This window comes from Fluctibacter corallii (assembly GCF_025751585.1).
GTDB classification, from domain to species: Bacteria; Pseudomonadota; Gammaproteobacteria; order Enterobacterales; family Alteromonadaceae; genus Fluctibacter_A; species Fluctibacter_A corallii.
In genome coordinates this window covers 333,722-355,099 of record NZ_JAOWKX010000003.1, presented here as the reverse complement: position 1 = coordinate 355,099, position 21,378 = coordinate 333,722, and the positions used below count along the sequence as shown (strand labels likewise).

The window sequence follows — 21,378 nt, the reverse complement described above, 5'->3', positions numbered from 1 at the left end:
TTTTAATCGTCTGTTGAAGGGTTTACTTGATGTTCGAGTAACGAGAGCTTTGCTTCTAAACGCTCAACATCACTTCGTAACATATTCACCTCATCACAAAAATGTGCAATAGCGATAGGAGAAGCGACAATGTGCTTTTCCTCTATCGCACCGTCTCTGATGATCGTTTTGATATAGTGAGCCTTTTTGGTTACTGCTGTTTTCACGGCGCCTAAACGTTGAAATGTTAGCCTCGCACCTACATCACCCACTAATGAGGAGAGTTTTTCTTCTAAATCTATATTTAGTTCAGACAGTAACTGACTAAACCCCTGAGCAACATGAATATCACCCATCAACTCAAGTTTATCCTGCTTGATAAGCTTAGTAATTTGACTACTATCTTGTAGCAAGGGAAGTGTTGTCAAAGATAAAGACAAACAGCAATCGGCGGGTAGTGGCGTCTCACTTAACGCTTCAATATCACTATCGACTAACACATCAATTCGCTGAGAAAAGCAAAAAGTCAGCGGCCATGGTAACTCTCTAACGTGCACCCATAGCCGTTTTCCACTTAACCCTTTCAATCTTTCATGGCTTTTTGCATCGAGCGCTAATACACCGTTTATTGATGTTTCGACCAACGCGCTAATCAATTGAGGTGTCGGCATTAAAACTTAAACCCTCGATGCAATGCAACGATACCACCCGTTAGGTTGTGATACGTGACCTGCTCAAAACCTACTGTTTCCATCATACTTTTTAGAGTGTCTTGATCGGGATGCATGCGAATCGACTCAGCCAAATACTGGTAGCTGCCTCCGTCATTCGCAACCAGTTGTCCCATTTTAGGCAGCACATGAAAAGAATACATGTCGTACGCTTTACTCAGCATGTCGTTCGTCGGCTTAGAGAACTCCAGCACTAGTAGACGGCCACCGGGTTTAAGTACGCGATACATGGATGCAAGCGCTTTGTCTTTATCTGTCACGTTGCGCAAACCAAAAGCAATCGTGATGATATCAAACGTATTGTCTTCAAAAGGAAGCGCTTCTGCGTTGGCCTGAACATATTCCACATTGCCAACTACGCCCCGATCGCGCAGTTTGTCACGCCCGACTTTAAGCATAGAATCGTTAATATCAGCGAGAATAACCTGGCCTTTGTCACCTACAATGCGCGAAAACTTAGCCGTTAGATCGCCGGTTCCACCCGCTAAGTCTAGTACCTTATGACCTTGCCTAGCGCCGCTACAGTCGATAGTAAAGCGTTTCCACACACGGTGAATTCCCATTGACATAAGATCGTTCATTACATCGTACTTAGCCGCTACGGAATGAAATACATCGGCCACCATAGACGCTTTATTGTTTTTATCGACTTGTTTAAACCCAAAATGGGTTTGATCAGAGTGCTGAGGATTATCGCTCATTTACGATCCTTGAAACTTTTTCTTTAGTGTACTCAATTTCGAGACTATGTGGCAGTGTCTACATGCACAAAATTATCGCCTGAACTGTAACTAATAATTTGACTAAGGGCCTGTAATGAGCGGCCGCTTTCCTCTCGCAGTTCATTAAAAAATGTTTGAATTGCCGTTAAGCTACGTTTGGATGTAAGAGAACCATCAACAATATGCTGAGCGCGAAGGTAAGACTCAACATCGCTACTTAGAATAAACGTATCTTTGCCCATTGCACGCAGCGCATAAGGCCCTGTGTTGCCGCCTAGCCTCGCGCCGTGTTTCTTCAAATATTGCCACAAGCCAACAACATCATCTTGAGGCCACTTTGCGATAAAGCGCCCAAAGCTGCCATGCTCACGACTGACGGAATCTATCATCAGCGCATTGTCACGAATGGTCATGACTTTCTTCAAGTTACGAATGATATCTGGGTCTTTTGCTTTTGCCTCGTACATTTCATCAGGCATGAGTAGCATTTTTTCGATATCAAAGTTGAAAAACAGCCGCTCGAAATGCGGCCATTTATTCCTCACAACACGCCAGACGAATCCCGATTGAAACACTTTCATAGTAAAAGCAGACAAATAGAGGTTATCTGGGAGACCTGCCAGCTCCTCCGATGACAAAGGCTCTGTAACAAGTATTTCTAGTTTGTCTGGTCCACCTTTGCGTTCACATGCCCGCTGATACAGCTGATTATAGGATTCGCGCAGTGCCATTACCCTGTAATTCCACTATGACGAAGCAACGCATCTACTTGCGGCTCCCGCCCTCTGAAGGCAATGAATAGATCCATTGGTTCCTTACTACCGCCCATCTCCAAAATATTTAATAAGAAAGCACGCCCTGTTTCAGGGTTAAATATTCCATCTTCTTCAAACTTCGAAAACGCATCCGCTGAGAGTACTTCAGCCCACTTATAGCTGTAATAGCCCGCAGCATATCCACCTGCAAAAATGTGCGAAAAACTGTGCTGAAAACGGTTAAATGGAGGAGGTGTAATCACAGCGACTTCATCTCTGACTTCATCTAAGACAGCTTGTACGCTGGTATTCGCCTTCGCATTGAAACGCTCATGCAGCGTGAAATCAAACAAGCTGAATTCGAGCTGCCTTACCATTTGCATTGCCGACTGAAAATTCTTCGCGGCCAGTAATTTTTCTAATAATTCACTAGGCAGAGGTTCGCCCGTTTCATAATGACCAGAAATAAAGGCAAGCGCTTCGGGTTGCCAACACCAATTCTCTAGAAACTGACTCGGTAATTCTACCGCATCCCACGGTACCCCATTGATGCCTGAAACTGCGCCAATATCGATTTGCGTCAGCATGTGATGAATGCCATGACCAAACTCGTGGAAAAGCGTTACAACTTCATCGTGGGTAAAGAGCGCAGGTTTACCTCCTACGGGACGGTTAAAGTTGCACGTCAGGTACGCAACAGGTAACTGTAGGCTACCATCAGATTGAACACGCCTGACTCGACATTCGTCCATCCAAGCACCACCACGTTTGCGCTCACGCGCATAGAGGTCAAAGTAGAAGCTGCCACGCAATGTATTATTGCTGTCAAAGATATCGTAAAAACGCACATCTTGATGCCAAACATCCACATCGTCGCGGAGCTTGATCGTAATGCCAAACAATTTCTGTACTGTTGTAAATAAGCCGTTGATGACTTTGTTTTCTGGAAAGTACGGACGAAGAATTTCATCTGAAATTGCATATTTTTGCTGCTTTAGCTTTTCACTGTAATAGGCTAAATCCCATGCTTGTAAATCTACTTCTCCATGGGTATTTTCAGCAAACTCTTTAACTTCCTGCAAATCAGCCTGCGCTTGTGGCTTACTGCGCTTCGCTAAATCATGCAAAAAGTGTTTTACTTGCTCAGTATTGGCAGCCATTTTGGTGGCCAGAGAACGTTCAGCATAGTTCGCAAAATCGAGTAAATTCGCAATTTCCTGACGAAGCGCAAGGGTTTCGTCAATCACAGGACCGTTGTCCCACTTTCCAGCATTTGGGCCTTGTTCAGACGCTCGGGTTGTATATGCACGATACATTTCTTCTCGCAGGGCTTTATCATCTGCGTACATCATGATGGGCAAATAACTCGGAATGTCTAAGGTAAACAACCAACCATCTTTGTCTTTTGATTGGGCCAATTCTGCGGCTGCTTCTTTGGCAGAGTCTGGTAAGCCATTTAGCTGCGACTCGTCAGTGATGTGTTTACTCCAGCCGAGGGTTGCATCCATGACATTGTTGCTGAATGTAGAAGATAAATCAGATAAGCGACTTTTAATTTCTGCAAATCGTGCTTTTTTCTCTTCTGGTAGTGCTACGCCAGATAACTTGAAATCTCGAATCGCATCATTGATCACTTTTTGTTTTGCGCTTGTCAACGTAGTAAATTCAGAACTGTTCTTAATACTCACGTAAGCATCAAACAACCCCTTGTGCTGACCAACCCACGTTCCATATTCAGACAGCATTGGCAAACACGCATCGTGAGCTTCTCGCAACGCATCGGAGCTGACAACAGAGTTCATATGAGAGACTGGCGACCACATTTTACTCAGTGCATCATCGGCCTCTTCGATAGGGAGCACCAAATTCTCCCATGTATAAGCCGGCTGCTTGAGTGCGTTTTCTATTGTCTCTTTGCAATGCTTAATCGCACGCTCAATCGCTGGCTGAATGTGTTCGGGTGAAATATCTGAAAAACGGGGAAGTCCCGATACCTCTTCTAGCGCTGTTGCAGTCATAATCTATCTTCAATGTTATTCCGTAGGTTGTAAATAAATGTGAGGGTGAGCATTCAGAAAACAAGGGATTAATAGAAATTTCGATGATGTGAAATAGATTTGAATTTCATCCTTTCCTTACCCATATAGTAAACGACTACAATGTAAACATGCTCGTTGACGATAGCACAGCGCGATAAACCTCATCGAAACTTTCGATTTGCTCAGGCCTTTGCCTGCGCGTATCGTGTATAAAAACATAGGGAATAAATAATGGCAGATTTTGATTATATTTGTATTGGCGGAGGCAGCGGTGGTATCGCATCGGCCAATCGCGCCTCACGCTACGGTAAAAAAGTAGCAATTATTGAGGCAAAAGTGATGGGAGGCACATGCGTAAACGTAGGCTGTGTACCCAAAAAAGCCATGTGGTATGGCGCACAAGTTGCCGAAGCGATCCATAGATATGCACCTGATTATGGTTTCGATGTCTCAGTCAATTCATTCAACTGGAAAACGCTAGTTGAAAGTCGTGAGCGCTACATTTCCCGCGTGCATAATTCTTATGACAACGTGTTAGCAAGAAACGGTATCACCGTTATTCAGGGCTTCGCACGTTTCGTCGACAAAAATACCGTGGAAGTGGATGGCAAAACCTATACCGCTGACAATATCCTGATTGCAACTGGCGGACATCCGATTAAACCTGACATTGACGGCGCAGAATATGGAATAGATTCTGATGGCTTTTTCGCCTTGGAAGCGCAACCAAAACGTGTCGTTGTCGTCGGCGCGGGTTATATCGCAGTAGAACTCGCTGGCGTACTCCATGCATTGGGCAGCGAAACCCATTTAGCTGTAAGGCAATTCGCCGCTTTGCGCCACTTTGATCCCATGCTATCTGAAACATTAAAAGAACTGATGGCAGAAGATGGCCCCACTTTGCACACTCAATGTACACCTGAGCGAGTGGTAAAAAATGACGATGACTCACTGACTTTGCATTTTCAAAACGGTCAGCAAATTGAAACAGACTGCATTATTTGGGCGATAGGGCGTGCACCTTCAACGCAATCCCTGGGATTAGCTGAAATCGGGGTCGACATGGATGAAAAAGGATTCATTAACGTTGACGAGTATGAACGCACCAATATCGAAGGTATTTATGCCCTTGGCGATGTGATTGGTAAGGTTGAACTTACCCCTGTTGCGGTAAAAGCCGGGCGATTACTCGCAGAGCGCCTATTCAACGATAAACCAGATGCAAAAATGGATTACAACCTCGTGCCAACAGTGGTGTTCAGTCACCCTCCCATTGGTACCATTGGTCTCACCGAACCCGAAGCAAAAGACAAATATGGCGACGACATTAAGGTTTACAATTCAGAGTTTGGCGCCATGTACACCGCCGTCACCACTAAGCGTCAAATTACCCGAATGAAACTCATTTGTGCTGGCAAAGAAGAAAAAATCGTTGGTTTGCATGGTATTGGATTTGCCATGGATGAAATTCTTCAGGGCTTTGCGGTTGCCATAAAAATGGGCGCGACCAAAGCCGATTTCGACGCCTGTGTAGCGATTCATCCCACCAGCGGTGAAGAGTACGTTACGCTGTAATTGTATATAAACATAATCAAAGAGTGGCTAAGTGAGATGACGCCCAAGGTGTCTTGGCGCTGATTGAGCAATTATTGATCGTAACACGTGGGTCAATAATTGCCTGCTATTCTAAGTAAAATATAACTTTCTGGCTAACGCTCCCATGAGATACAAACATATTACTGCTAGCAAAGCTGAATCTTACACGCTGAGCGGTGGTGAATTCACGACCATACTCGCATCTGGCGAAGATACAGATAATCGTGTGTCTATATTCGACAGTATCCTGCCAAAAGGCAATGAAGCGCCATGGCATTATCATGAAATTGATGATGAAATTTTTTATATACAATCTGGTGAGATTGAATTTGGTGTCGCTGATGACACATTCTTGGCAACAGCGGGAGATCTGGTTATTGCAGGGCCAAATGTACCTCGAAGGTTTAAGGCAATAACAGACAGTCGACTATTAGTGATTAATGCGCCTTCTGGCCCTTCAGAGGGATTTATTCGGGATATTTCTCAGTTTAGTGATGACGCACCGCCGACGGAACATGATCGTAAATACTTTGTAGAAAAGTATAAGATTCATCTCCTTTAAGCTGAATAAAAAAAGCTGACACAAACGTCAATTTTTTTTACACACTCAGAACAAAAAAGTCAAAAGCAGCAAAAATGAATGAATTTTTATTTTTAAATCATACATATAAGCATTAGGAACAAATTTTGCTTAAGGCTGGTATATTTTTATCGTATCAATTTATTCATTCACAATGCAGTATATTATTCGTTCAATCTTTATTTTCGCGAGTTTGTTAGTGTCATCACAGTCTATGGCTGCGGTGATTTACGTGCTTGGTGACGACCAATCTGAAAATACAATAAACCCGTACCTTGAAAGCCAGGGTCATACCGTATACCACGATTCTACTTATCAAGCATGGGATGGCACCATTCCAATGGACACCGACGTCGTCCTCTATTTATACGGGTATGATTATGGAGATGAGCTAGGTGAAGACACCGATCCCGTCAAGGCAAATCAAAGCATACTCAACTTTGTTGCCTCAGGTGGTGGCCTTATTTTTACTGAATGGTATGCGTATGAAGAGTTAGACGAACCCGTATCACAGCTTCTGCCTGTAAAATACAACGGTGACTACTATTACGAAGCAAACTGGAATGTGTCATCTGGATACGAAAACCATGATTTGGTGCGCGGACTTGCTAACAGCGACTTCACTGAAGGTGACGGCTCAGAGGATACCTATTCAGATGTATCAGCATTAGTCGGAACCACGGTTGTGATGGAAGATGAGAATGGCATTCCGCTCCTGTCATATACTCATAAACACGGTGGAACCGTAGTGCATATCAATGATGGCATGACTTACGATGATGCAATCAGTGACAACATGCTGTCTGTCATTAACAGCGCAGCAACCTTTGCAGCCAATAACAAGGCCGTAGCGGTTAATGAACCAAGCACAATCATATTGATGTTCATCTCCCTACTCGCTTTGGTGCGCCTTCGCGGCAATCGCTAACTGCAATTGATCGCACTCTCCCGTGCCTCATAGTGAAATGAAAACGCTGACACATAATGTCAGCGTTTTCATAATGCACTTATACATCTGCTTAGAACGCGGGATCTTCATATTTATTATACAAAGCCTTTATCCAGCCACTTTCAAATAACGGTTTCATTTTTTCATTATAATGAGACAGCAACGCCTGCCCATTTTCGTTGTCAGCAAAACACATATAAAATTTTGGCCCAGTCAAGGCATGCTCTATAATATTGACCTTACCTTTTATTCCTAGCTCTTCCACTCTTTCACTAACAGCCTGCGGGTAGTCAATAACGTAGTCTACGCGCCCAGCCGTTAACATCTTGAGCCCCTGAACTAACTTTGTGTATGGGCTATGTTTTGCATCTTCAGGCACAATTCCCACTTCTTTAAACGTAAACCCCTGCTCCCAAGCTACGTTTTTTCCGCTTAAGCTGGTTTTGTCATTCCATGTCTGTCTGCTCGGGTCAAACACAATCGTCAGTAGTTCTATGCCTAATTCAATATCCGATTTCAAACCAGGATCAGATTCATAACATCCCGGCATTACATCATATTGCGCAGGGGAATCTGACAACCCTTTTTCACATCGCTCATACACGCTGTACGTCATTTCAATAGCGACACCATGCTTTTCAAAAACTTCTTTCCAAATATCATGATAGAGACCCGAACCGTTTTTTTCTGTATAGAACTCCCATTCGGGAGCACATACCGATGCAGATTTAACACTTGCAAACAAATTGGCAGAAAATAGTAGAACACTCATAAATAACACAATGGGTTTCATGATAGCTCCTATTCTAAAGCTCAAGGTATTTGATAAAATGGCAAAACACCGTATTGATTGTACAAAGAGTCTAGTTCACCATTTTCAATTAAGCCTGCGAATCCCTTATTCCAAATACGCAGTAGCTCTCTCCCTTTATCGGTATCTGCAAAACACATATAAAAATGAGGCCCTACAATCACATCCTCTTGCACACGAAGTTGCTTGTTCTTATCAATCAATCTCACGTTTTCCTGCACTGCGAGCTTGTAATCCACCAAATAATCTACGCGCTTAGCGAGCAGCATTTTTAAGCCACGCTCAAGGGATGAATAAGGAACATAAATCGCGTCATCGGGAATCAAGCCTGCTTGCTGATACATAAAACCTCGCTCCCACGTTACAATTTTACGCGTGAAGTCGCTCTTTTCTGTCCAGCGTTTCTGATCGACATGGCTAACTATCGTCAGTACCTCTCGACCTAACGGAGAATCCGATTTCAGCCCCGCATCGTTCACATAGCAGGCGGGCACAATATCAAAGTAGTTTTCCTCATCTGAGAGGCCCAACATGCATCGCGAGTACACCGCAAAAGTAAAATCTAATCCCACATCTTTATCAGTATATATACGCCTCCATATATCATGATAAAGCCCATTTCCATCGCGCTGCGTGTAAAACTCCCACTCGGGTGTACAAACCTTTGCCGATACCCTGTCTGCTTTTACATGCAATGGCAGTATTAACCCCATGCCAATCAAATAGATTACCCACTTCCACATCGTGTTATTCATTCGTCCCAAAGCCGCACTGTAAATTCATTGAGATACGTATCGTACTCAAAATACTCATGATTACTCAGTTTGAACAATTGGATAAAACGTCTCCAATAAGACATAGTTATATGTGTGCCACATATGATTATAGTCACAACCGTTAACGCAATAGGCAATCAAACTCACGGAGACCTCCATGATTACACCCGCTGTTCCTGAAGATGAACAGGTGCGTCTTGCAACACTTGAAGAATTGGACATATTAGATACGGAAAACGAAGAGCGCTTCGATCGCCTTACGCGTCTTGCCAAATTTATGTCAGGTGCCCCTATTGCGTTAGTCAGCTTGGTTGACGCGAACCGCCAATGGTTTAAATCAAAGCAGGGACTTGATGCATGTGAAACCAGCCGAGATATCTCTTTTTGTGGTCATGCCATATTAAATGATGACGTGCTATACGTACCCGATGTGAAAAACGATGAGCGTTTTCACGATAACCCGTTAGTGACTGGCGCACCAGATATCCGCTCATATGCAGGTGCACCACTACGTGCTCACAATGGTAAGCGCCTGGGTACATTATGTATCATCGACACCAAGCCCACGGCATACTCAAATGACCTGTTGGTACATTTACGCGATCTCGCCGATTGTGTAGAGGCAGAGTTTCGTCAACAATCACTCTTAGAAGTCACCCGTTCTTTGCAAGATCATCAGCATCGTCTCAATGCGTCAATGGTATCACTCGAGAAACATAACGTATTGCTTGCCAATCTCCATCGGATTACGTCAAATACACAGACATCATTTCATGAAAAAATTGTCGAATTACTTGAAGTGGGTCGCAAGCACTTTGATATGTCGATGGCAATTGTCAGTGAAATTATTGATGATCATTATTATGTTCGCTACGCGACCGCAGATATCGGCGCACCAGAAGCTGGCACCCATTTTGATTTAGGCAATACATTCTGCGTGCATACCATGCGCGCCAACTCAGCACTAGGCTTTCATCACGTTGCAAAAAGTGAAATCAGAACACACCCATGCTACCAGTTATTTAAATTAGAAAGCTACATAGGGTATCCCATTGTGGTAAATGGGCGGCGTTTTGGCACCGTTAACTTTTCTAGCCCTGTGCCCAAAGGTCGGCCATTCCAATCAGACGATTTCGCCTTTGTTGGCTTACTTGGTCAGTGGATTGGACATAATCTGGAAAGCGTCGCGAATATTGATGCCCTCACACAAGCAAAAGAAGAGGCCGAGCGCCATAGCCGCGCAAAATCTGATTTTCTCAACGTCATGAATCATGAATTAAGAACGCCACTAACCGTTATTTTAGGTTATCTTCCGCTATTAAAAGATGCCCAGAACTTACCGCCCGCAGAGATGATTGCACAGTTAAGCAACGACATGGACACTGCTGGGCAGCAATTGATGGCGATGATTAATGACTTATTAGATATTTCTAAAGTTGAGGCAGATACTATTTTGTTAGCGCCAAAGAAAATCATGCTCAAGTCTTTTTTCCACGATATTGTCCATTCGATGCGGCCATTAGTCGCCGAGAAATCTCTCTCTTTTGAGCTAGACATTGATGCCGAAGTTGCCTTTGCTGATCCTATTCGTTTACAACAAATCTTGTATAACTTAATTGCAAATGCGATTAAGTTCACAGAAGCAGGAAGCATCTCGATCGGTTGCCAAGCAACCAGCAGTGACATTGTTATTTCGATCTCTGATACAGGGTGCGGAATCCCAAGTCATCAGCAACACAAGGTTTTCTCTAAATTTTTTCAAGCTGACTCATCAACGACCCGCAAAAGCCGAGGAACTGGCCTGGGTTTGGCCATCACCCAGAAATTAGTCGAATTGCACGGCGGAACGATTACACTGAATAGTAAAGAACATCAGGGAACGACTGTCACGTTCACACTCCCTCAAACAGGCGATCATCATGGCTAAGATATTAATCGTTGAAGATGACCCACTTATTTCACGCATGATGGTTTTGCGCTTGTCTATGCATAATCATGCTGTAGAAACCGCTGCGGATGGAGAACAAGCCGTTAACAGAGCCCTTGCAGAGCAATTTGACATTATTCTTATGGATATGCACATGCCAATATTGGATGGACGAGGTGCAACACGGCAACTTCGTGAACATGGGTTTGATGGATTAATCATTGCCGTTACGGCATCTATGGCAAGACAAGATCAAGAGGCTGCAATCAAAGCTGGTTGCGACACTGTCATTGCCAAACCCATTCCGCCAGATTTTGAGTCCATACTCGAAGACTGGCTATCAAAGAGGTAAGAGGTGTTGTATACAAAAATAAAAAGAGCGCATTTTTGCGCCCTTTCTGGTATGTTCAAAATCGAGTTATCGATTAAGCGTTTTCGTTGATGAAGTCTACAAGTTGTGATTTAGACATTGCACCAACCTTCGTGCCAACCACATTGCCGTCTTTTACTAAGATCAATGTTGGGATACCACGAATACCGAATTTAGGTGGTGTTTCACTATTTTCATCGACATTCAACTTAGCAACTGTTACCTTGCCGTCGAACTCTTCAGCAATTTCATCTAAGATAGGTGCGATCATTTTACAAGGGCCACACCATTCAGCCCAAAAATCCACTAGTACAGGACCATTTGCATTGATTACATCGGCCTCGAAGCTACTGTCTGACACCTTGATAATTTTGTCGCTCATTCTGTTCTCCGTAATTGGTCAATCGCTGAAATTTTTCAGCACATATATAAACGTTATATAGAAACTGTTTTTTAATGCAAGCACTGATAAGCTATAAGCTATGCAAACAACACATTTAACCGAAACACACTTTTCAGACCTTTCTATTCACGACGATGTGATAAAGGCACTGAATGAAGCAAACTTCAAACACTGCACACCAATTCAGGCACTTGCCCTTCCTCCTTTGTTAGAAGGTCTTGATGTTGCAGGTCAAGCACAAACCGGTACCGGCAAAACCATGGCGTTTTTAGTCGCCACGTTTAATCGCTTGATACAACAAGGTAAACCTGAGCACAATCACCCCAGAGCCATTATCATGGCACCCACTCGGGAGCTTGTGGTGCAAATTTACAATGATGCAGAGTTACTTAGCAAAAGCACAGGACTCTCAATTGGTCTCATATATGGGGGCGATGGATATCAAAGTCAACGGGAAACCTTAGAATCAGGTGTTGATATCATTATTGGCACGACTGGCCGCATTATTGATTACTACAAGCAAGGCGTATTTACACTCAACCGTATTGAAGTTGCCGTGCTTGATGAAGCTGACAGAATGTTTGACCTTGGCTTTATCAAAGACATCCGCTTTATGTTTAGACGGATGCCCAAGCCCACCGAACGTTTAAGCATGTTGTTCTCAGCAACCTTGTCTTACCGTGTGCAAGAGTTGGCCTATGAACATATGAACAACCCAACTCATGTACAAGTTGAACCGCAGCAAAAAACGGCCAGCCGAGTAAAAGAGGAACTCTTTTATCCATCTGACGAAGACAAAATGTTACTTCTACTGACTTTGATGGAAGAAGAATGGCCAGAAAAAGCGGTGGTCTTCGCCAATACCAAGCACGGCTGCGAAACGGTCAATGACTGGCTTGTAGCAGACGGCCATAGAGTTGGACTGCTCAGCGGTGATGTTCCTCAAAAAAAGCGCTTAAAAATATTGGAAGACTTCAGCAAAGACAGGCTTGATGTTCTGGTTGCTACAGATGTAGCCGCGCGCGGTCTGCATATCGAGAAAGTCTCTCACGTATTTAATTACGACCTGCCCGACGATGCAGAAGACTACGTACACCGAATAGGAAGAACCGGGCGTGCAGGAAAAAGTGGTCATGCAATCAGCTTTGCGTGTGAAAAATACGCACTGAACTTGCCTGCGATCGAAGAGTATATCCAGCATGCCATTCCTGTGACCAATTACGATCAATCTGCATTGCTGGAAGACGTAACTCGTCCAAAGCCTCAATACAGAAAGCGTATGCAAAGCGGCAAAAATCGCCCAAATCGCTCTGGTGGTTACAATAAGAAACGCGGAAATCGTCCAGCATGACCACCAATCCCGCAGCAATCAGTGATCAATTGTATGCAGCTGTTGACTTAGGCTCAAACAGCTTTCATTTGGTGATTGTCAGAGTCGTATCCGGCAGTGTACAAATCATTGGTAAAGTAAAACAAAAAGTACGGCTGGCTGCGGGGCTCAATGATGATTTCATATTGAGTCAGGAAAGTATGGAAAGGGGGTGGACATGTTTAGAGTCTTTCGCAGAACGACTTCAAGACGTGCCACTGTCGAATATAAAGATCGTAGCAACGGCCACTCTTCGACTCGCCAAAAATGCGGATGTATTTATCGCAAAAGCAGAAAAGATACTTCGTCATAAGCTAGAAGTGATTTCAGGTGAAGAAGAAGCCAAGCAAATCTACTTAGGTGTTGCTTACACCTCTGCCAATCAAGGCAACTCATTGGTCATAGATATTGGTGGAGCCAGTACAGAAATCATCATCGGCAACGATATGACGCCGATCAATCTGGTCAGCCTCGACATGGGTTGTGTCACCTTTATGGAACGCTACTTCAATGAGGGCGAACTATCTGAATCGAACTTTACGCGTGCAATAAAAGAGGCTAAATCCCTACTTGCTCCTGTCGTATCAGACTTTATTACGTTTGACTGGCAACAATGTTTAGGCGCATCGGGCACACCACAAGCCATTACCGAAATATTGGTTAGCCGCGGTATCAGTGATTCTATTCGGCTGGATTATTTACACAAGTTAAAAGAAGAGTGTATTCAGTTTAATCATATCGACAGTTTGAGAATTGACGGACTTGCGGAATCCAGACGTCCTATATTTCCGAGCGGACTCGCTATTCTGATAGCCTTGTTTGAGCAATTAAATATTGAAGAGATGCAAATTTCAGGCGGTGCGTTGCGTGAGGGGTTAATCTACGGCATGTTGGAAGACACGCAGGTAAATAACAGACGACAGCAAACGCTACTGAATATCGCCTCACGTTTTCATATCGATATCGAGCAAGGAAAACGTGTTCTGGATGTAGCAATGTCGCTTTATCAGCAATTCTGCGCTTCATCTGAACTATGCAATATTGACGCCCACACCGTTTTGGAAGCAGCATGTTTACTTCATGAAACTGGACTGCATATCGAATACAAACAGCACCACTTACATGGTGCATATATTCTCAGTCATGTCCCTCTTATTGGCTATACAAAGTTACAAAAGCAGTGTATTCGGGAACTAGTTAAAGGTCACAGACAAGAAATTAATGCTCAACAATTTGTATCATATCACGAATCAATGCAGCCTTTATTAGAGGCACTTCAACGGATTCTGAGAATTGCCTGTTTGCTCTCCATTCGCCGTAAGAATAACCTGTTACCTACTATTAGTTTGTCGGTAAAAGAAGACAATTGGCAACTAACGTTCCCTAAAAACTGGCTAAAAGAACACCCTCTTATTGATGCTGAACTAGCCAATGAAAAGTGGTTACAACACAAAGCCGGATGGAAGTTAGAGATTCTTTCAGCTTAAAAATTTAAGGCGGTTTGGTCAATTTTTCTCCGCGGCTCACCTTTCGCTTAGCAAAAAGCGCCGTAGGACGGGCTCAATCGCGTCCATCACGCCTTCACCGCTAACCACAGTCATCAATAAAGAAAAGGCGCTTTCGCGCCTACAATCTTTAATTAAATGCAGCCTAATACAACAAACTGTATATTTTGCGACGATACGTCGACTTAAGCGACTCACCATCTGGCAACGCGTTGATCATATCCAGTGTCACTTTTTTCGCCTCCCCAAAATTCAGGTCGGTTTTAAGTACCGCTAATAAGTGTTCAAGCGCCTCTTCATTTCGATTGACTTGATGAAGTTGTATTGCAACATCCACTTTTAATTGAAGATCATTGGGATTATCAGCCAATTTTGCTTCTAAGGCTTTAATCTCGGGAGAATCCGCGGCTTGAGCAGCAAGCTCAATTTTCCCTTGAATGCTGTGATAATACGCATTCTGGTCGGCCAAGCCGACGCCACTTAATAGTTCTTCAGCCAATGCTGCGTTACCGTTTTCAATCGCACAATCTGCATAAGCAACACGAATATCAGCACGCGCTGAATTCGCATCGAAAGCTTGTTTAATAATAGGAAAGGCCTCTGCATATTGGCCCTGACTGATCATCCCAGCAGCTTGTTGATATAAACCTTCTTCAACTTTTGGCAGGTGCTTATCTAGCATTTCGCGAATTTGAGCTTCAGGCTGCGCACCTGCAAAGCCATCTACTGGTTGAGCGTCTTTAACCAACATGACGGTTGGCAAGCTTCTTACACCAAATTGTGCAGCAATCTCCTGCTGTTCATCGCAATTCACTTTTGCAAGAATCAAATGTTCAGCGTACTCAGCCGCTAACTTATCTAAAATTGGCATAAGATCTCTGCAGGGTTCACACCAATCCGCCCAAAAATCGACTAATATGAACTTCTCTTTGGAGTGTTCCAAGATAACTTGCTGGAAGTTCTCCAACGTAATATTTACGACATTTTCCATCATGGGTCCCGACTCATCTTTTCTCGATAGAATATGTGGGGCTAAATTCACTAAATACAAGCGACAAACTTGTTTAAAACACTATCCCCTACCCGCACTCTCACACATATGTTATAAAAATGTAAAACATAAATTCGAGCATATGCAATGAAACAGTTTGAGTCTTTCCGTGATTTTTATCCGTATTACCTGTCAGAACATCAAAATAGAATTTGTAGACGTCTTCATTTTATTGGCTCTAGCCTTGTTATTGTGATGCTTAGTTTCATCATTTATACGCAAGCTTGGATTTGGTTATTATTGCTGCCCGTATGTGGCTATGGTTTTGCTTGGGTGGGACACTTTTTCTTTGAACAAAACAAACCCGCAACCTTTACTCACCCATTTTATAGTTTTTTAGGGGACTGGGTTATGTTTAAAGATATCATTCTTGGAAAAGTGAAAATTTAAGCAAATATGTCACTTAAACGCACCAAAACAAATGAGCCCAACACTAAAAAATTCATAAAAAAATAAATTTAACCTATTGTTTTTAAACAAGTAATACTGGGTGTCTCATGTCTATTTAGGCATGGCCCAATTTTTCTACCTCTCAATCCACTCAATTCTTACTATACGTCCCAGCAATGACTCACGGACAATCGATGCTTTCATCGCAAACAGTATGAGTCGGTCAATATGACCTGTCATGGATGACAATGCAGCACTTTGTTCGCTATCGAGTTAACAAGGACCGTTAACGATTATTGAGCAAGGTGACAAGGACGACACGCTATCCACGGATGGATAACTTTTTATAACTGTATTCAAGAGGTTCGACGAAAATATGCGTTCTACGTTGTTCAGAGAAAACGCAGTACAGGCTCAAACATCGCGTATTCATGGAAATGTTCTGGTGCTACCCAATATTCGCTTTGTATTTATATCGGTATTTTTGTTTTGCATATGCGCTGTCATTGCGATTTGGCTTTGTTCCAGCACATACGAGAGAAAAGAAAGCGTATCAGGCTGGCTTGAGCCAACCTCGGGTATTGTAAAAATATATACAGACACTGCGAACGGAAAAATTAAATCTATATTAGTTAAAAAAGGAGAGTTTGTAGAACAAGGCCAACCACTGTTGGTGATCAATGGCGACCGCTTTATGGGAGATGGGACAAGCTTAGAAGAAACATTGTTACTAGAGTATCAGTCTCAACATACCCTGTTGAAAGAAGAGTTGGCGCGTGTTTCTGAGTCTTTCACTCATTCTGACGCATCGCTGCGTCGAAAGTTAACGCATGAACGCTCAAACCTCTCTCTCATTTCTGACCAGCAGCGTGTGCTGGAAGAGCGAGAAAGCATGTTGCAAGAACGCCTTCATAACTACCAAAACATGCTCCAGTCTGGGCATATGTCAAAGCATCAACATAACGATTTACACCAACAGTTGCTTATTTTAAAAAGCGACAGTAAACGCCTAGCGAGAGAAAAACTGGCCACACAAGAGCAAATTAGCACTCTACGTAGTGATGCCAATCAGCTTCCTCTACACGCTGCCAAGGAAAAAGGCAACATCCAACGCGAAATCAGTAATTTGGCGCTGAAAATACAACAAATTCACGGGCAACGAGCACAAACGATTAGAGCATCAAAAGCCGGATATATTGAAAACATAAATGTTGTAGAAGGTCAGCAAACACCTAGCAATACGCCTTTGCTGTCCATTGTGCCCAGCGATGCCGCTTTACTTGCAAAGTTTTATGTACCTGTGCATGCCATTGGGTTTATTGAGGCGAATCAGACGTTATCGATTCGATATGACGCATTTCCGTATCAAAAATTCGGCACATATCAAGGGCAAATTACATTAGTTGCAAACGCAATCACACTGCCAAACGAGGTGCACAATAGGCATAACCCCATTACCGCTCCCGCCTATCTTGTTGAAGCAGAGCTTGCATCTCCGTACGTATCTGCATACGGCAAGACGCTACCTTTAAAATCGGGCATGACACTCACTGCTGACGTCTCACTAAGTGAGCGTTCACTATTGGAATGGCTTCTGGAACCACTATACAGCTTGCGAGGAAGAGTGTAATGACTACGGCCTCTATGCATTCTCCTCTAAAATACCTGAATTTAGGGCTTCGAAAACAACTTTCTCCACAGCTGCAATCCGAAGCCGCTGAATGCGGGTTAGCTTGCTTGGCGATGATCGCCAATTATCACGGGCATGACGTCGACCTTATCGCACTGCGCAGGCGATTTATGGTCAGCGCCCATGGCATGTCATTAAAACAACTAATCGACACCGCGGCCAAGCTTGATCTCAATAGCCGCGCGCTTAAGCTCGAACTTCAAGATCTTGAGCAGCTAAATGCTCCCTGCATTCTGCATTGGGAAATGAAGCACTTTGTCGTGTTGAAACGAGTTACCAAAAAGGGGGCTGTCATCATAGATCCCGCTTCGGGTGAACGAAACGTCACGCATACAGAGCTATCTAACTCGTTTACGGGCATTGCGCTAGAGCTCACTCCGACAATGTCGTTTGTCCCTCAAAAAGAGCGCGCACAAATTGGGTTTAGCCAGTTATGGTCAAGTATTATCGGCTTGAAACGCAGCTTGGGTGTAATACTTGTATTATCTTTACTTTTACAAGTATTCGGCCTAATCAGCCCATACTACATGCAACTTGTGGTTGATGATGTCATCTTGCGCTCAGATAGCCATCTACTGACCGTACTCGCAATAGGCTTTGGCATATTGCTTATCATAGAGACCAGCACGCATTTACTAAGGCAGTTTAGCGTGCTCGCACTCGCATCAAAACTTAATATGCAAATGTCGGTCAATGTATTCAGGCACTTGCTTAGGTTGCCCTTAAATTATTTTTCTAAACGGCATATGGGCGATATCGTGTCTCGTTTTTCATCTATGTCTCAAATCAGAGAATTGCTAACAAACGGCGTAGTGAGTGTATTAATTGATGGCTTGATGGGCATAGCGACGTTCGTCGTAATGTTGGTTTACAGTCCAAAGTTAGCATTAGTAGCCCTTTGTGCGGTGCTGTTATATGGCCTATTACGCTTTTCCTTTTTCTTCCCCATTAAACGGCTAAAAGAGGAAGAACTTGTGAGCGCGGCCAAAGAAAACTCACTCTTTATGGAGTCGGTACGCGGTATTCAGTCTATTAAGCTATTTGAAAAAGAAACAGACCGGCAATCACGTTGGCAAAATGCCTTAACTGATTCAATGAATAAAGGAATTCACATCAGTCAATGGCAGTTCTCTTTTGAAACGCTGAACCGTCTGCTATTTGGCTTAGAAAACCTAGTTATCATTTACCTCGCTGCACAACTGGTCATGGAAAATGCCATGACAGTGGGGATGCTGTATGCATTTATTAGCTACAAAAGCCGATTTGTTAACGCAATGGATAGCCTGATTACTAAATGGATAGAGTTCAAAATGTTGGACGTTCACTTCAACCGTCTGAGCGATATTGTACTAAGTGAACAAGATCCTGTTTTTAATAGACATTTTCACGAAGTCGAAAATACAAACAACATTGTTGCTATCAATTCGCTGACAGCAAAAAACCTTACTTTCAGTTACGACAATAACAGCGCCACCACTCTGAAAGGTGTGAATTTGCATATCCGTCGCGGAGAATCCGTTGCCATAGTGGGTGCCAGTGGTTGCGGTAAGAGCACGCTACTTAAGTGCTTAATGGGTTTATATCCTTTGTCACAAGGACAGGTTCTGGCAAACGATAACGATATCTCACAACTTTCATGGTATCGCAGGTCGATTGCCGCAGTCATGCAAGACGATCAACTTCTTAGCGGCTCAATACTAGATAACATCGTTTGCTTCGATAATCAGATTGATATGGAGCGCGTGGTTAAGGTCGCGCATTTTGCCTGCATTCATCACGACATTATGCACATGACTATGCAATACAACACGTTGGTGGGCGATATGGGAGACACGTTAAGTGGCGGGCAAAAACAGCGCATCATTCTTGCGAGGGCGCTATATCGACAGCCCGACATACTGTTTATGGATGAGGCGACAAGCCATTTAGATAGTGATAGCGAAGCACACATTAACCAAAGCATAAAATCATTAGCCATAACACGCATTATTGTGGCGCATCGTCCGACCACGATAAATAGCGCAGATAGAGTTTTAAAACTGACCGACGGTCAACTTATTGAAATTAACAAACAGAAACTAACGTAAGGAAACACCTATGTCTGAATTAAACAAAAACCTGAATCGTCTTTCTCGACGCGAAGCACAAATTGCTGAAAAGATCTCACTAGGGCTCACCAACAGTGCCATTGCAGACCAGCTTTTTATTAGTGAGCGCACGGTAAAGTTTCACTGCACTAATATCTTTAAAAAGCTAGATGTGGAGAATCGAAAGGTACTCATTGCTACCCATGCGGGCGTGTTCAATCAATTGAACCAAGAAGTTCAAACGGCTATGCAATAGCCTGCAAAAACCGACGTTAGGACAGTAGCCATAAAGGCTCAATCCGGCATAATGACGGTGATTCAAACAGGAATCTTTAACTTAACATTAATTTTCCAAGGAGAAGGAAATGAAACATCCATTTGCATCAAACTATGAACTAAAATCCAATGAACTTGAAAATGTCGCTGGCGCTACATTTCAAATTTCACAGGACATCGTCGAGGCGAATCGCCATAAACTGAAAGAACTTCGCCCAGGCTGGGTGTCAACCATGGCAATGGGCGAAGAGGGTGGTGAATACCCAGGTCTGTTATATAAATAATAACGCGTAACGCGAGACAACAGGAACCGTCTCGTTATCTCAATGCGGTGCTTGGCGTAATTTGCCGACACCGCAACAAGGAGGTTTTATGTGCACAGCAATTATACTAGGCAGTAAAGAAGACTTTCACGCGCAGCACATGCTAAAAGCATGTAAGCGCAGAAACGTGAATGCATTCAGATTAGATACTTCAGACTACCCGTCGAATACAACTATTAGTTACTTTCCAGAGCAACAAGATGGAACAATAGAGTCTGAGCAAATGTCGCTTAAATTTTCTGAAATTGACAGTGTGTTTTGGAGCAGTATTTCCCCATCAACGTCTCATTCATCCAACCCGCTTCAAGATCAAATAGCTACAAACGATTCCACCAGTATGATTTACACCCTAATGTTAACCAGTACAATTAAGTGGTGTAATTCATGGCACGATTTTCACTTTCACAAAGCCAAGCCCAAACAGTTAGCACTTGCAGCTAAAACTGGCGCGACGATACCCAATACCTACACAGGAAACAACCCTATCCAACTTGCTGAATTTGCTCAATCACAAGAAAAAAGCATTTACAAGCCAGTGTATGGTGGTGCTTACTGTGCACTCGTCACACCTCAATTGTTGGATAAAACCCATTTAAGTAGTGTTTTAAAAGTGTCTCCAGTTACCATTCAATCTTTTGTTCCTGGCGCGAACATTCGCACCTTTGTTATCAATGACCGTACATTTAGTGGACGAATTGACAGTGATTCAGTTGACTTTCGCGAGGATGAACAACACATTGTTAAACGGCATACGCTTCCTGATGAAGTCCAATCTCTGGCTATAAAAATACGCGATGCATTCAAGATGCAATGGACAGCCATTGATTGGCGGTTAACGCCTGACGGCAAATATTATTTTTTGGAAGCGAACCCCAGTCCTATGTTTATTCACTTTGAACAACAAACAGGTTTTCCAATCACAGAAGAATTAATCACGATGTTATCTACCTGAAAAAATGGTCAATTTAACGATAAGCATCTCAGAAAGTCCTACTTAGTAGATCACATTTGCTACAGATTCCCGTATAGTGGTCGGCTATTTAAAAGTA

Annotated in this window: 21 protein-coding genes; 13 read left to right on the top strand and 8 right to left on the bottom strand. The window is 43.3% G+C overall.

From position 1 onward, the window contains the following. Positions 1 to 2: 2 nt before the first annotated feature. Genes OE749_RS07715 through prlC form a run of 4 tightly spaced genes read right to left on the bottom strand, consistent with a single transcriptional unit; the run spans position 3 to position 4,205 of the window. Complete coding sequence (locus tag OE749_RS07715; protein ID WP_263711858.1) at positions 3 to 650, bottom strand: ubiquinone biosynthesis accessory factor UbiJ; 648 nt, start codon at positions 648 to 650, stop codon at positions 3 to 5. Next, the gene (gene ubiE, locus OE749_RS07710; protein ID WP_263711857.1) at positions 650 to 1,411 is read right to left on the bottom strand and encodes a bifunctional demethylmenaquinone methyltransferase/2-methoxy-6-polyprenyl-1,4-benzoquinol methylase UbiE; all 762 of its coding nucleotides are present in this window, start codon (positions 1,409 to 1,411) and stop codon (positions 650 to 652) included. The genes OE749_RS07715 and ubiE overlap by 1 nt, the downstream gene beginning before the upstream one ends. A 44-nt stretch (positions 1,412 to 1,455) precedes the next feature. Next, complete coding sequence (locus tag OE749_RS07705) at positions 1,456 to 2,163, bottom strand: DNA-3-methyladenine glycosylase I (RefSeq protein ID WP_263711856.1); 708 nt, start codon at positions 2,161 to 2,163, stop codon at positions 1,456 to 1,458. Continuing rightward, positions 2,163 to 4,205: an oligopeptidase A gene (gene prlC, locus OE749_RS07700; RefSeq protein ID WP_263711855.1), complete on the bottom strand. Its 2,043-nt coding sequence runs from the start codon at positions 4,203 to 4,205 to the stop codon at positions 2,163 to 2,165. Before prlC ends, OE749_RS07705 begins: the two co-directional genes overlap by 1 nt. 252 nt (positions 4,206 to 4,457) lie before the next feature. Here prlC and gorA point away from each other — a divergent pair, with 252 nt between their 5' ends. The 3 genes from gorA to OE749_RS07685 all read left to right on the top strand — a co-directional run bounded on the left by gorA (position 4,458) and on the right by OE749_RS07685 (position 7,330). After that, positions 4,458 to 5,801, top strand: coding sequence for a glutathione-disulfide reductase (gene gorA / locus OE749_RS07695; RefSeq protein WP_263711854.1), 1,344 nt, complete (start codon positions 4,458 to 4,460; stop codon positions 5,799 to 5,801). Between the two features lie 145 nt (positions 5,802 to 5,946). Next, a complete protein-coding gene (locus OE749_RS07690; protein ID WP_263711853.1) occupies positions 5,947 to 6,384 on the top strand; it encodes a cupin domain-containing protein in 438 nt (145 codons plus the stop codon). Between the two features lie 172 nt (positions 6,385 to 6,556). Beyond that, entirely contained in the window at positions 6,557 to 7,330 is a 774-nt protein-coding gene (locus OE749_RS07685) for a hypothetical protein (RefSeq protein WP_263711852.1), read from the top strand. 91 nt (positions 7,331 to 7,421) lie between these two features. Here OE749_RS07685 and OE749_RS07680 read toward each other — a convergent pair whose 3' ends face one another. Both OE749_RS07680 and OE749_RS07675 read right to left on the bottom strand, forming a co-directional pair. After that, complete coding sequence (locus tag OE749_RS07680) at positions 7,422 to 8,144, bottom strand: substrate-binding periplasmic protein (RefSeq protein ID WP_263711851.1); 723 nt, start codon at positions 8,142 to 8,144, stop codon at positions 7,422 to 7,424. Between the two features lie 20 nt (positions 8,145 to 8,164). Then, positions 8,165 to 8,905, bottom strand: a complete 741-nt coding sequence (locus tag OE749_RS07675; RefSeq protein ID WP_263711850.1) for a substrate-binding periplasmic protein — start codon at positions 8,903 to 8,905, stop codon at positions 8,165 to 8,167. A gap of 190 nt (positions 8,906 to 9,095) precedes the next feature. On the opposite strand from OE749_RS07675, the gene OE749_RS07670 reads away from it, so the two are divergent. Together OE749_RS07670 and OE749_RS07665 are read left to right on the top strand one after the other, a co-directional pair. Beyond that, positions 9,096 to 10,865 carry an ATP-binding protein gene (locus OE749_RS07670; RefSeq protein ID WP_263711849.1) on the top strand — a complete coding sequence of 590 codons (1,770 nt, stop codon included), beginning with the start codon at positions 9,096 to 9,098 and terminating at the stop codon, positions 10,863 to 10,865. Continuing rightward, positions 10,858 to 11,217, top strand: coding sequence for a response regulator (locus OE749_RS07665; protein WP_263711848.1), 360 nt, complete (start codon positions 10,858 to 10,860; stop codon positions 11,215 to 11,217). Before OE749_RS07670 ends, OE749_RS07665 begins: the two co-directional genes overlap by 8 nt. A gap of 73 nt (positions 11,218 to 11,290) precedes the next feature. Here OE749_RS07665 and trxA (OE749_RS07660) read toward each other — a convergent pair whose 3' ends face one another. Then, positions 11,291 to 11,617: a thioredoxin TrxA gene (trxA, locus tag OE749_RS07660; protein ID WP_263711847.1), complete on the bottom strand. Its 327-nt coding sequence runs from the start codon at positions 11,615 to 11,617 to the stop codon at positions 11,291 to 11,293. 100 nt (positions 11,618 to 11,717) lie between these two features. Between trxA (OE749_RS07660) and rhlB the strand changes: the two genes are divergently transcribed. Next, the gene (gene rhlB, locus OE749_RS07655) at positions 11,718 to 12,989 is read left to right on the top strand and encodes an ATP-dependent RNA helicase RhlB (RefSeq protein ID WP_263711846.1); all 1,272 of its coding nucleotides are present in this window, start codon (positions 11,718 to 11,720) and stop codon (positions 12,987 to 12,989) included. After that, positions 12,986 to 14,494, top strand: a complete 1,509-nt coding sequence (locus OE749_RS07650) for a Ppx/GppA phosphatase family protein (RefSeq protein ID WP_263711845.1) — start codon at positions 12,986 to 12,988, stop codon at positions 14,492 to 14,494. The genes rhlB and OE749_RS07650 overlap by 4 nt, the downstream gene beginning before the upstream one ends. Positions 14,495 to 14,657: 163 nt before the next feature. Here the strand turns inward: OE749_RS07650 and trxA (OE749_RS07645) are convergent, their stop codons facing one another. After that, complete coding sequence (trxA, locus tag OE749_RS07645) at positions 14,658 to 15,503, bottom strand: thioredoxin (protein WP_263712008.1); 846 nt, start codon at positions 15,501 to 15,503, stop codon at positions 14,658 to 14,660. Positions 15,504 to 15,650: 147 nt separating this feature from the next. Here trxA (OE749_RS07645) and OE749_RS07640 point away from each other — a divergent pair, with 147 nt between their 5' ends. The 6 genes from OE749_RS07640 (at position 15,651) to OE749_RS07615 (ending at position 21,281) form a co-directional block, all read left to right on the top strand. Then, positions 15,651 to 15,953, top strand: coding sequence for a DUF962 domain-containing protein (locus OE749_RS07640; protein ID WP_263711844.1), 303 nt, complete (start codon positions 15,651 to 15,653; stop codon positions 15,951 to 15,953). A gap of 376 nt (positions 15,954 to 16,329) precedes the next feature. After that, a complete protein-coding gene (locus OE749_RS07635) occupies positions 16,330 to 17,583 on the top strand; it encodes an HlyD family secretion protein (RefSeq protein WP_263711843.1) in 1,254 nt (417 codons plus the stop codon). Next, positions 17,583 to 19,730: a peptidase domain-containing ABC transporter gene (locus OE749_RS07630; protein ID WP_263711842.1), complete on the top strand. Its 2,148-nt coding sequence runs from the start codon at positions 17,583 to 17,585 to the stop codon at positions 19,728 to 19,730. The genes OE749_RS07635 and OE749_RS07630 overlap by 1 nt, the downstream gene beginning before the upstream one ends. 10 nt (positions 19,731 to 19,740) lie before the next feature. Beyond that, complete coding sequence (locus tag OE749_RS07625) at positions 19,741 to 19,986, top strand: helix-turn-helix domain-containing protein (protein ID WP_263711841.1); 246 nt, start codon at positions 19,741 to 19,743, stop codon at positions 19,984 to 19,986. Positions 19,987 to 20,095: 109 nt separating this feature from the next. Next, complete coding sequence (locus OE749_RS07620; protein ID WP_263711840.1) at positions 20,096 to 20,290, top strand: hypothetical protein; 195 nt, start codon at positions 20,096 to 20,098, stop codon at positions 20,288 to 20,290. A gap of 88 nt (positions 20,291 to 20,378) precedes the next feature. Then, entirely contained in the window at positions 20,379 to 21,281 is a 903-nt protein-coding gene (locus OE749_RS07615) for an ATP-grasp domain-containing protein (RefSeq protein WP_263711839.1), read from the top strand. Positions 21,282 to 21,378 lie beyond the last annotated feature (97 nt).